The following is a 12,433-nucleotide window of genomic DNA, read 5'->3' as shown; positions in this document are numbered from 1 at the left end:
CAGATGAGGAGGGGTTAGGGGTGGTTGAACAGCTAGAGCTAGAAATTAGAAATAGTAATCGTTCAACGGTTGGTCAACCACCCCTAACCCCTCCTCATCTGAGGAGGGGAACTAGCTTGTAGCCACATCATGCCGCTGGAGTTGCTAATTCCTAACAGCTTACAGCTTCTCGTCGAAGTACTGCGTGATTTTGTTGTAGAGGTGCACCCGGTCTTTACCGCCCACGTTGTGCGGGTGGCCGGGGTACACGAAGTAGTCGAGCTGCACGCCTTTATCCACGGCGGTTTTCAGGTAATCGAGGCTGTGCTGCCACACCACCACGTCATCCACGGTGCCGTGGATGAGCAGGAGCTTGCCTTGCAGCTTGTCTACGTAGTTGAGCAGGTTGGCTTTCTCGTAGCCCTCGGGGTTTTCCTGGGGCGTATCCATGTAGCGCTCCGTGTACATGATTTCGTACATGCGCCAGTCGATAACCGGGCCGCCACCTACACCTGCTTTAAACGTGCCGGGGCTGCGCGTCATCAGGGTGGTGGTCATGAAGCCGCCGAAGCTCCAACCGTGAATGCCCATGCGGGCCTGGTCCACGTAAGGCAGGCTTTTGAGGTAGTCAACGCCCTTGAGCTGGTCGGCCATTTCCACGGTGCCGAGTTGCCGGAACGTGGCCCGCTCAAACGCCGAGCCCCGGTTGCCGCTGCCGCGCGAATCTACGGTAAACACCACGTAGCCTTTCTGCGCCATCAGCTGCATCCAGAGGTTGCCGCCGCCCAGCCAGGAGTTGGTTACCATCTGGGCATGCGGGCCGCCGTAGAGGTACACCACTGTGGGGTACTTCCTGGCCGGGTCGAAGTTGGGCGGCGTGATGAGGCGGCCGTGCAGGTCGGTGCTGCCGTCGGCGGCTTTGATGGTCACCAGCTTGGTTTCGCCTAGTGTGTAGCCGGTAAGCGGGTTTTCGGCGTTGAGCAGCTGTTGTTTCAGCTTGCCATCCACCCCGATAATACCCACTGTGCGTGGCGTGGTGGTACTGCTGAAAGTATCGAACAAGTGGTTGCCGCTGGGGCTGAGGGTAACGGTATGCGTGCCCTTTTCCTGGCTGAGCTGGCGCAGCTTACCGCCGCTGAGCTTCACCGCGTACACCTGCCTCTCCAGCGGACTAGCCGCCGTGCTTTGAAAAACCACTTCCTGGTTTTTGTTGGTAAAGCCCAGCAAGTCAGTTACCTGCCACGGTCCTTTGGTGAGCTGGCGCAACAGCTTGCCGCTGGTGTTATAAAGGTACAGGTGGTCGTACCCGTCGCGCTGGCTGTGCCAGATAAACTGCGTCGGCTGGCTGGGTACGAAGGTGAGCGGGTGCAAGGGTTCCACAAACGTCTTTTCGTCTTTCTCCTCGAACAGCGTTTTCACGAAGGCGCCCGTACCCGCATCGTACTGATTCAGCTTCAGGTGGTTCTGGCCCCGATTCAGCACGGCTACGTAAATCGACTTCTCGTCGGGGCTCCAGCTGATGTTGGTGAGGTACTGCTCCTTGGGCTCGCCGGTTTGCAGAAACACCGTTTTGCGCGTTTCCAGGTCGTACACGCCCACCGTTACCTCGTGGCTTTTGTCGCCGGCCATGGGGTATTTGATAGGCCTGGCCTGCGCCGGGGTGGCAGCAATATCTACCAGCGGGTAGTCGGTTACCATGGTTTGGTCCATGCGGTAGTAGGCCAGCCGCCGGCCGGTGGGGCTCCAAAACGTGCCTTTCGTGATGCCGAACTCCGAGCGGTGCGCCGCCTGCCCATTCACGATGGCTGGGTTGGTTTCGGTGGTTACCGCCTCGTTTTCGCGGCCTGCTCCCGACACGTACAGATTCTGCGCTTTGGTGTACGCCACGCGGGTTTTAGTGGGGTCCAGCTCCACGTTTTCAGCGGCTTGGTCGTAGCCGAACAGGAGGCTGGCTTGTTTGCTCGACGCATCCACCCGGTATAGTTTGCTGGCGCGCGTCACTACAAAAATGCTAGGACTGATCCACGTCACGGCCGGAAAGGCGCTTGCCTTCACGGCGGGAGCACCAGCGGCTTGCAACGCCTGGCTTAACTCGTTCAGCGTTACTACGGCTCGTAGGTTGCCGGCCAGGCTGGCCCGCATCAGCTCGTCCTGGCCGCCGGAGGTGCGTAGGAAGCTGTATTCGTCCTGTGAAGCCGGAATCCAAGTTAGCTGGCGAATGTTTTCGGGCTGGAGGCTACGGTTCAGAAACGCATCTTCCATGGTCAGCAGTTTCTGTTGGGCGCGGGCGGGAAGCTGCGCCGCCAGCGCCAGCAGCACAAGCAGCAGCAGGCGGGGAGAGGAATTGAGCATAAAATTGAAGCAAGTACCAGGAATTGAAAGGCGGAAATTACGGCGGCCGGCGCTAACCTGCCGTAATTTTAGAATGCCAGCCATCCGGCTTGTCTTTTCTCGGAATCGGCGAAACGATTCTGCTCTTCAAGGGGTTATACAAGGCCGATAGAAGCCATCAACGCCGTTTTTTCACTCGTTTTTCCGTACTTTTGTGTTATGAACACCAACCCACAAATCGACTACGACGAGGACGTTCTGCTACTGGAGGAAACGACGGATGTTCGCGACCTAATCGTGTATAACGACGACATCAATACCTTCGACCACGTCATCAAAACGCTCATGGATGTGTGCGGCCACGAGCCCGAACAGGCCGAGCAGTGCACCTTGTTAATTCATCATAAAGGCCAGTGCACGGTGAAGCACGGCGTGTACGATGAACTGGCCGCCATGTGCACCGCCATCCACGACCGGGGCATCTCGGCCGACGTATTATAAATAGTTGGGTGGTTGATTGTTGAATTGTTGGTCGTTTCAGCGGCTCGTTGAACAGTTAACAATTTAACAATCAGCTATTCAACAATTCAACTGAATGGACTTTCCTTCCAAACTGATAGAAAACGCCGTCGGGGAGTTGTCTAAACTGCCCGGCATTGGCAAAAAAACCGCGTTGCGCCTGGCGTTGCATCTGCTGAAAGCCGAAACGGATACCACCGCTACGCTGGCCGAGGCGCTAGCTAAAATGCGCTTCGACATTCGCTATTGCGACACCTGCCACAACATTTCCGACACGGCCGAGTGCAGCATCTGCGCCAACAAGCTCCGCGACCATAGCATCATCTGCGTGGTATCGGACATCCGCGACGTTATTGCCATCGAAAACACCGGGCAGTACAAAGGCGGCTACCACGTGCTGGGCGGCGTGATTTCGCCCATTGAAGGCATAGGCCCCAGCGACTTGCAGATCGACTCGTTGGTGGAACGTATCAGCGCGCCTGACTCGGAAATCAAAGAAGTTATTCTGGCCATCAGCCCCACGATGGAAGGCGACACCACGGCCTTCTACCTTTCGCGCAAGCTGCGCGACTTCGCCGAGGTACACATCAGCTCCATTGCCCGCGGCATTCCGATGGGTGGAGAGTTGGAGTACGCCGATGAAATTACGCTGGGCCGCAGCATTGTGGAACGCCAGCGCCAAGCGAAGTAAGTGAATTGGTGAGATAGTGAAATGGTGAGTTGTTGTTCCAGCCGCGCAAGTGGTGCAAATGGAATAGCAACTCACCATTTCACTATCTCACCAATTCACCGCTTATGTTTGCTGATTCACTTGTCTGCTTTACTTCCATGCTCACCGTAGAAAAAATCGGCGGTACGTCTATGAGTGCCTTCGGCGACGTGCTCAGCAACATTATACTGTACAACCGCACGGGTGCCGAACTCTACAACCGGATTTTTGTGGTGTCGGCCTACGCGGGTGTGACGAACTGGCTGCTGGAAAACAAGAAAACCGGTGAGCCGGGCGTGTACCACCGCATTACCGAGCACAAGAAGTTTCATCAGGCTCTGGCCGAAGTAGCCGCCAAGCTCAAGGCCCTAAACCGGCAATACGAGCCGCTGGGGCTGGATTTGGCGGTGGCCGATGCCTTCATCGAGCAGCGAATTCAGGACGCCAAAACCTACCTCAACAGCCTCGTTAATATTCTGGCGTCGGGCTACGTGAGCAGCGCCAACATCCTGCAAGCGGCCCGCGAAATTCTGGCTTCCATTGGCGAAACGCACTCGGCGTTCAACTCGGTGAACATCCTGCAAAACCGCGGCATCAACGCTACGCTGGTGGATTTGAGCGGTTTTCACGACCATAAATCCTACACCATCGACCAGCGCATCCGGCACGCCTTCAAGAAAATCAACTTCGCCGAAACCATCTGCATCGTGACGGGCTACGTGAAGGGCACGGAAGGTATCATGCGGGAATTTGATAGGGGCTATTCCGAGGTGACCTTCAGCAAGATAGCCGTAGCAGTGAAGCCCCAGGAAGCTATTATTCACAAGGAGTACCACCTCTGCTCCGCCGACCCCATGATGGTAGGCGTGGACAACTGCCAACCCGTTGGATTCACCAACTACGACGTGGCCGACCAGCTTGCCGACGTGGGCATGGAGGCCATCCACCCCAAGGCCTCGAAGCCGCTGGAAATCAGCAAGATTAATCTGCGCATCAAGAACACCTTCGAGCCTGAGCACCCCGGCACGCTCATCACCGAAGATTACGTGTCGCCGCAGAAGCGGGTGGAGGTGATTACCGGCACCGACAAGGTGATGATGATTGACGTGTACGACCCGCTGATGGTGGGCGCGGCCGGCTACGACCTGCATATTATGCAGATATTCTACGACTTAGGCATCAGCTACAGCTTCAAAGCCACCAGCGCCAACAGTATTTCGGTGGTTATCTGGGAGAAGGATTTCAACAAGAAGCTGGTGCTGGAACTGCAGGAGAAATACGAAAAGGTAACCGTGGAAAAGATGGCCATGGTGTGCCTGATTGGCTCCAACATCGACCAGCCGGGCCTGCTGGCCAAAGCCGCCGGCGCCCTGGCCGACGCCGACATCAACATTATGAGTGCCGGTTTCGCCCTGCGCAAAGTGAACATCCAATTCCTGGTTGCCCGCAAGGATTTCCGGGCCGCCGTGGTTGCGTTGAATAAAACCTTGTTTTTTTAGCGTGTGTGAACATCAACTCAAAGAACGTCATGCTGAGCGCAGTCGAAGCATCTCGCGTGCTAACGTTGCAACGGTAATCCAGAAGTCAGCACGCGAGATGCTTCGACTGCGCTCAGCATGACAGGTCTTTTCCGTACCATCCAAAGGGTTTGAGATGAACGAGCTTCCGCGTTACATTCTGACCTGACTCTGCGTACCTTTCGAGGCTACTTCTTGCTTGCTGCCATCCGTGAAACTTTCCGTTGTCATCGTCAACTACAACGTCTGCTACTTTCTGGAGCAGGCGCTTTTGTCGGTTCGGCGGGCGGTGGAAAAGCTGGGGCAGCCGGTGGAAGTGTTTGTAGTGGACAACAACTCTGTGGACGGCTCGGTGGCCATGGTGCGGACCCGGTTTCCGGAGGTGATTCTCATTGAAAACCACGACAACCCCGGCTTCTCGAAGGCCAACAACCAAGCTCTGCGGATAGCGCGCGGCGAGTACGTACTGCTGCTCAACCCCGATACGGTGGTGGAGGAAGACACCTTCCGGGCCTGCTGCGCGTTCATGGACCAGCACCCCAATGCCGGCGGCCTGGGCGTGAAGATGCTCGACGGACAGGGTAAGTTTCTGCCGGAAAGCAAGCGGGGGCTGCCCACGCCGTGGGTGGCGTTCTACAAAATATTCGGGCTGGCCAAGCTGTTTCCGAAGTCGCGCCGGTTTGGGCGCTACCACCTCGGCTTCCTCGACAAAGACCAGACCCATGAGGTGGAAGTGCTGAGTGGCGCTTTTATGCTGATGCGGCAGGCCACGCTCCAGCAAGTGGGCCTGCTCGACGAGGACTATTTCATGTACGGCGAGGACATTGACCTCTCGTACCGTATCACGCAGGGCGGCTGGAAAAACTACTACTTCCCCGGCACCCGCATCATCCACTATAAGGGCGAAAGCACCAAGCGCACCAGCGTCAACTATGTGTTCGTGTTCTACCGGGCCATGGTGATTTTTGCGCGCAAGCACTTCATGCCGGGGCAGGCCGGTCTGTTTTCGGTGCTGATAAACGCGGCCATCTGGCTGCGGGCGGGCATGGCGGTAGCCGAGCGCCTGCTGACCCGCGCCGCGCCCGTACTGCTCGATGCCGGCCTGATTTACGGGGGGATGTTTTTTCTGAAACACTATTGGGAGCAGAACCACAAATACGTGCCCACGGCCTATCCGCCGCAGTTTATGCTGGTGGCGGTGCCGGCCTACATTCTGGTGTGGCTGACCTCGGCCTACTTCAGCGGCGCCTACGACGAGCCCACCAAAACCTCGCGCATCGTGCGCGGTATCTTCCTGGGCACCGTGCTGATTTCGGCCATCAGCAACTTCTTTGATGCCTGGCGCTTCTCGAAGGCGCTGATTGTGCTGGGGGGCGTGTGGGCCGTGGCGGCCTTGGTCGGGCGGCGGCTGGCCACGCACTTTCTGCGCTACCACGACTTACGCCTGAGTGAGCGGCGGCAGAAAAACGTGGCCATTGTGGGCTCGGCGGTGGAAAGCCTGCGGGTGCGGCAGCTATTGGAGCATGCGGCAGTACAGGCCCGCATCATCGGCTACATCACGCCGGAGGTTACCGCCGTAGCCACCCCGGCGGCGCCCGCCCCGGTGTTGGCTGGTCCTGCCTGGGCTGCTTCTGGAGCACAACAGGCAGTGCTGGATGCAGAAACCACCTTAGCCGCACCGGCCGACGACCAGCTGGGCGAAGTGCGGCAGCTAGCGGAAATCATCCGAATCTATGCGCTGGATGAGCTGATTTTTTGCGGCAAAGATTTGTCGGCCAGCCAGATTATCGGGTTGATGGTGAGTTTGCCGCAGCACCCGGCCGTGGCCTACAAAATACTGCCGCAGGATAGCCAGTACATCATTGGTAGCTCGTCGAAGGACGCGCCCGGCGACTACTACGCCCTCGATATTACGCTCAATCTGTTCCGGCCCCAGCAGGTGCGCAACAAGCGGGTGCTCGACTTGCTGACGGCTTTGTTGCTATTGTTGGCGTCGCCGCTGGTGCTGGGGTTGCAGGAGCGCAAAGGCGGGTTCGTGCGCAACTGTTTGCGGGTGCTGGGTGGCTCGCGCACCTGGGTAGGCTTGCGCCATGCCGCCACACCCACCCACATGGCCCGCGCCATCCTCTCGCCCGCCGATGCCACGCCGGTAGCCACGCCTCTCACCGAGGCCACCCGCCGCCGCCTGGAATTGCTTTACGCCAAAGACTACGAGCCTGGCACCGACCTCAGTATTATGCTACGGCGCTTTCGGTGGCTGGGAGTGGAGTAGGGCGCGCTCGGACTGTAGCGCGAAGCCTTTGCTTGGCGCGCCATTGAATATTGTCGGTTCTGATAATTTGCTAGGCCGCAACAACACGCCAAGTAAAGACTTCGCGCTACACTTCTGAAACTGCTTCAAGACACTAACGGACGAGCTATTCAAGCGTTAGAAATAATAGATTCGTGCTGCTAAGCGGCGGCACCTTGGGGTACCAACTGCTACTATAGAGCTTGCAGGCCAGAGCATGTCAATATACCCCCGAAGAGTAGCAAGAAGCCGCTATCCGGCGTGATTATGGGTGTTCTAGAGCAGGATTCAGGAGGAAGCGCAGGACAGAAAACGCCGACGGGTGCGAAATGGCAGTAGTGTATCACGTTCTTGAATTGGCGGGCAATAGCAGGCGGAATGGCGCGTTGGCCTGTGTAGATAATCAACGAGCTGGTGCTGAATAATTATTCTATCCTCAGTACATTCGCCCGCTTCACTAATTCGTCTTTGCCCCCATGTCTCAAGAAGTTACGCTTGCCCCAGTGTCCACCTCTGTTCTGTCCGACCGGATCCTGACCATGCAGGAATCCCAGACGATAGCCATGGCTAAAAAATCCCGTGAACTGGCTGCCCAGGGCGTGGATGTTATCAACCTCAGCTTCGGCGAGCCCGATTTTCAGACCCCGCAGTACATCAAGGATGCCGCCAAAGCCGCCCTCGACGAAGGCTACACCTTCTATACGCCCGTACCTGGCTACCCCGAGCTGCGCCAGGCCATCTGCGACAAGCTAAAGCGCGACAATAACCTCGACTACAAAAACGAGAACATTGTGGTGAGCACCGGGGCCAAGCAGTCGTTGGCGAATGCCGTGCTGAGCCTAGTGAACCCCGGCGACGAGGTGATTGTGTTTGCGCCGTACTGGGTGAGCTACACCGAAATAGTGAAACTGGCCGAAGGCGTGGTGGTGGAGCTGGTCGGCTCCATTGAAAATGACTTCAAAGTGACGGCTGCCGAGCTGGAAGCCGCTATTACGCCGCGCACCAAGCTCATCATGTACTCGTCGCCCTGCAACCCCACCGGCTCAGTATTCTCCCGCGACGACCTGGCCGCCATTGCCGACGTGGTGGCGCGCCACGAGCAGGTGCACGTGCTGGCCGATGAGATTTACGAGTACATCAACTTCGTGGGCGACCATGCCAGCATTGCGCAGTTCTCTGACATCAAGGACCGGGTGATTACCGTGAATGGCTTCTCGAAAGGCTACGCCATGACCGGCTGGCGCGTGGGCTACATTGCGGCCCACAAAGACATTGCCAGTGCCTGCGAAAAAATCCAGAGCCAGATTACGTCGGGTACCTGCTCCATTGCCCAGCGTGCTGCCCTGGCGGCCTTGAAAGGCGGCCGGGCCTCGGCCGACGAAATGGTGGAAGCCTACCACCGCCGCCGCGACCTGGTGCTGGAAATGGCCAAGGAGATTCCCGGCCTGCGCACGCCCACGCCCAGCGGCGCGTTCTACGTTTTTCCCGACGTGAGCAGCTTCTTCGGCAAAACCGCCCCCGACGGCCAGGTGATTGAAAACGCCTACGACCTCGCCCTGTTCATTCTGCGCGATGCGCACGTTTCCTGCGTAGATGGCCGGGCCTTTGGCGCCCCAAACTGCATCCGGTTCAGCACCGCCGCCGCCGATGAAAAGCTGCGCGACGCCTTCACCCGCATCAAAAAGAGCCTGGCCACGCTGGTATAAAGTAGCGCTGCCTTAGGCTTAACAGCACGCACGAGGCGAGTAGCCGGCCACTGTACCGTTCAGGACAGGGCCAGCTACTCGCTTTGTTCATTTCAACAAGTGAAAGTCAGGGTTAGAGTTACCTTTGCGGTTTCACCGAACCTGCCAGAATGCCTGCCCCATCTGCCCCTACCACCTTGCCCGAGCTGTTCAACGCTTTCAACCAGTTGCGCGTGCTCATTGTGGGCGACGTGATGATGGATGCCTACGTGTGGGGCAAAGCCACCCGGCTTTCACCGGAAGCCCCCGTGCCGGTGGTGAACGTGAGCCGTATGGAAAACCGCCTCGGTGGGGCGGCCAATGTGGCGCTGAATGTGCAGGCTCTGGGGGCCACCCCATTGCTATGCGCTGTAATTGGCGAAGACCAAGGCGGCAACCAGCTGCTGGATTTGCTGCACACCACCGGTCTGTCGGCCGAAGGTATTGTGCGCAGCGCGTACCGCCCAACCACCGTGAAACAGCGGATTCTGGCCCAAGGACAGCAGCTGCTGCGTATTGATTCGGAGGTGGAAACCGACCTCAACGGCGAAGAAAACGCGCAGCTCACGGCCTGCTACGAAACCCTGTTGGCGCAAGCCAACGTGGTGATTTTCGAGGATTACGACAAAGGTGTGCTCACTGAAGCCAGCATTCAGCACTTCATTGCGCTGGCGCGGCAGCGGGGTATTCCCACCGTTGTCGACCCCAAGAAAAAGAACTTCCTGGCGTATCAGCACTGTACCCTGTTCAAGCCCAACCTGAAAGAGTTGCGCGAAGGTCTGAAGCTGGAGTTCGGGGAGCCGGATACCGACCGCGCCGGATTTGAAGCTGCCGTAGCTCGCCTGCGGGAAGTGCTGACGCCGGAAATCGTGCTGGTAACTCTTTCCGAGCACGGCGTATTCGCGCAGCGTCAGCAGGAAAAAACCTACCTGCCGGCTCACCTGCGTACCATCTCCGACGTATCCGGCGCCGGTGACACGGTGATTAGCATTGCGGCGCTTTGCGTGGCGCTTGATTTGCCCGCCTCAGTTACGGCCGCGCTGGCCAACCTCGGCGGCGGGCTGGTTTGTGAACAGGTAGGCGTAGTTCCAATCGAGAAGCTGCTGCTGCTGGAAGAAGCGCAAGAAGTAGGGTTGGCTATCTAAGTATCAATTGGTTGGTGTGAAAGAAGCTACAGTTGCATAGCAGCTACGGGCTTTCTTTTCACTTGCTTCTTCGCCTCATTCTAAGCATGTTGGTAGCGTGACAGTCAGTTCGGTGCCTTGGCCTTCCGTGGTTTCGGCAGTGAGCGTGCCACCGCAGCCTTTCGTGATGATGTCGTAGCTGAGCGAGAGGCCGAGGCCAGTGCCTTCGCCGGTGGGCTTGGTGGTGAAAAAGGGCTGAAAAATCTTATGCTTCACGCTTTCGGGTATGCCGGTGCCATTGTCGCGCACCCGAATTCGTACCTGCTCGGCGTCCTGCTCAATGCTTACCGCAACGGTTGGCAGGTACCCTGCCTCGCCCCGTTGCTGCCGTTCCCGTACCGCGTAGAAGGCGTTGGTAAATAAGTTAAGCATTACCCGCGCTATGTCTTGGCCAATAAGATTTACGGGGCGTAAATCGGGCGGGAATCTGGTTTCGAGGGTTGCATTGAAGCTTTTGTCTTTGGCGCGGAGGCCGTGGTAAGCCAGGCGCAGGTATTCGTCGCAGAGAGCGGCCAGGTCGGTGGGCTGCCGCTCGCCGGTGCTGGCGCGGCTGTGTTCCAGCATGTCGCGCACGATGCTGCTGGCGCGGCGTCCGTGGTGCGTTATTTTCCGAAGGTTCTGCTGCAAATCATGCAGCAACTCGTCTTCCAAACCGGCGTCGCGCTCGGGTTTGTGGTTTTCTTCGGACAGCTCCTCCACCAGCTCCGTGGATACCTCCGAAAAGTTGTTGACGAAGTTGAGCGGGTTCTGAATTTCGTGGGCAATGCCGGCCGTCAGCTCCCCCAGGCTGGCCATTTTCTCGCGCTGCACCAGCTGCACCTGGGTGGCCCGGAGGTGGTCGAGCGACTGTTGCAGCTCCTGCTGCGCCTCTTCGCGCTTTTGCAGCACGTTGGCAATCAGCAAGTAAATAATCAAGCAGATGATAACCAGGTTGCTGACGAAGCTGACGATGAGCACCCCCTTCGGCAGCTTCGGCTCGCCGCTGACATAGAGATAATCCCAGACGCCCGCAACAACCACGTCGAGCACGAACAGCACGAAATAGATGCGCGCCGTGCGGTAGTTGGTGAACATCAAAGCCCCCAACGGACTCAGGATGGCCGACAGAATGATGGCGCTGCTGTCCACGAAGCCCCCAATGGCCACGTGCGCCATAATAGGGTTCAGGATGATGGCTACCAGCTGCGCCGTGGTGAACAGCGAATATTTCTTGGTCAGAAACAGCAGCAGCAGGTTGGCCAGCGAGAAGCCAATGTAGATGAACGTGGCGCGCGGGGCCAGCGGAAACCCCAGCCACGCATACACCAGCGAATACGGAATGGCGGCTAGCATGGTAAACAGAGCCAGCCGGACGGCGGTGGTGCGCTTCTTGAACTCGTCGGCTTCCAGCCCCCGAAACCCCAGCGGAAACCAGAGGTACTGCTCCCAAAACGTGGTGGTGCTCATGCGGTAGACAACTCGTGGGCAGCGGGCTTGCGTTGGCTGGCGAAAATCAGAATATAAGCGGCGTTCAGAATGGTAGTAAATACGCACATCGAAAGCAAAAACCAATCGGTGAAGTGCGAAAAGCAGAACAGCGTAACCAGCAGATTGCCTAAGCCCGCGCACCACACCGAGGCATAGGAAAACAGGCGCGTATTGTTCATACTCAGGAAAAGCGTGATGTATAAAGTGCCCATCAGAATGCTCAGAATGTAGCCGGAATAGGCCCCCATGTGGCTCAGCGGCGCATCGTAGAGCTTGATGTAGAAGTAGAGCATTACCAGCCAGGCCACAATACCAAAGGTGGTAACCAACTGGTGTTTCCTGGCCAGCGCCGGAATCAGGATTTGCTTGTAGCCGTAGCGAAACAAACCGTACACAATGTAGCAGTCCAGGAAAAACCAGATGCGGTAGCCCCACACGTACAGCTCGCCCATGTCGGTGGTGAACACCCAACTCCACAAAAATTCCCATGAAATGTTGGCGCAGGCCGAAATCAGCGGGATGTCAACGAACTGGTTGCGACGGATGGAGCGAATGGTGAAAATGTAGACAATCACCCATAGAAAGCAGCCGACCGCAAAGCAGACGTGCTCATAAGGCGTGTAGTCGTTGAGGTTAAGCAGGACACCAAGCATGGGACGACAAGCGTAAAATAGGAAAACCGACCCTAGGCCAACCAGCGCGGGCTACAAGGG

At 57.6% G+C, this 12,433-nt stretch carries 9 protein-coding genes; 6 read left to right on the top strand and 3 right to left on the bottom strand.

What is annotated here, in order from left to right:
* Positions 1-159: 159 nt before the first annotated feature.
* A complete protein-coding gene (locus J0X19_RS18735; RefSeq protein WP_206985951.1) occupies positions 160-2,331 on the bottom strand; it encodes a S9 family peptidase in 2,172 nt (723 codons plus the stop codon).
* A 198-nt stretch (positions 2,332-2,529) separates the two neighbouring features.
* Between J0X19_RS18735 and J0X19_RS18730 the strand changes: the two genes are divergently transcribed.
* The 6 genes from J0X19_RS18730 (at position 2,530) to J0X19_RS18705 (ending at position 10,214) form a co-directional block, all read left to right on the top strand.
* Positions 2,530-2,811, top strand: coding sequence for an ATP-dependent Clp protease adaptor ClpS (locus J0X19_RS18730; protein ID WP_206985950.1), 282 nt, complete (start codon positions 2,530-2,532; stop codon positions 2,809-2,811).
* A 94-nt stretch (positions 2,812-2,905) separates the two neighbouring features.
* Entirely contained in the window at positions 2,906-3,520 is a 615-nt protein-coding gene (recR, locus tag J0X19_RS18725; protein ID WP_206985949.1) for a recombination mediator RecR, read from the top strand.
* A 137-nt stretch (positions 3,521-3,657) separates the two neighbouring features.
* Positions 3,658-5,037: an aspartate kinase gene (locus tag J0X19_RS18720; protein ID WP_206985948.1), complete on the top strand. Its 1,380-nt coding sequence runs from the start codon at positions 3,658-3,660 to the stop codon at positions 5,035-5,037.
* A gap of 229 nt (positions 5,038-5,266) precedes the next feature.
* Complete coding sequence (locus J0X19_RS18715; protein ID WP_206985947.1) at positions 5,267-7,327, top strand: glycosyltransferase family 2 protein; 2,061 nt, start codon at positions 5,267-5,269, stop codon at positions 7,325-7,327.
* 494 nt (positions 7,328-7,821) lie between these two features.
* Complete coding sequence (locus J0X19_RS18710; protein WP_206985946.1) at positions 7,822-9,051, top strand: pyridoxal phosphate-dependent aminotransferase; 1,230 nt, start codon at positions 7,822-7,824, stop codon at positions 9,049-9,051.
* A 149-nt stretch (positions 9,052-9,200) separates the two neighbouring features.
* The gene (locus J0X19_RS18705; RefSeq protein ID WP_206985945.1) at positions 9,201-10,214 is read left to right on the top strand and encodes a bifunctional heptose 7-phosphate kinase/heptose 1-phosphate adenyltransferase; all 1,014 of its coding nucleotides are present in this window, start codon (positions 9,201-9,203) and stop codon (positions 10,212-10,214) included.
* Between the two features lie 75 nt (positions 10,215-10,289).
* Here the strand turns inward: J0X19_RS18705 and J0X19_RS18700 are convergent, their stop codons facing one another.
* Positions 10,290-11,699 (bottom strand): sensor histidine kinase, encoded by a 1,410-nt coding sequence (locus J0X19_RS18700; RefSeq protein WP_242582972.1) that lies wholly within the window; start codon positions 11,697-11,699, stop codon positions 10,290-10,292.
* Positions 11,696-12,373, bottom strand: coding sequence for a transmembrane-type terpene cyclase (locus J0X19_RS18695; RefSeq protein WP_206985944.1), 678 nt, complete (start codon positions 12,371-12,373; stop codon positions 11,696-11,698). Before J0X19_RS18695 ends, J0X19_RS18700 begins: the two co-directional genes overlap by 4 nt.
* Positions 12,374-12,433 lie beyond the last annotated feature (60 nt).

Origin of the sequence: Hymenobacter telluris (assembly GCF_017313265.1) — a bacterium.
GTDB lineage: Bacteria > Bacteroidota > Bacteroidia > Cytophagales > Hymenobacteraceae > Hymenobacter > Hymenobacter telluris.
This window is presented reverse-complemented; position numbering and strand designations above follow the sequence as displayed.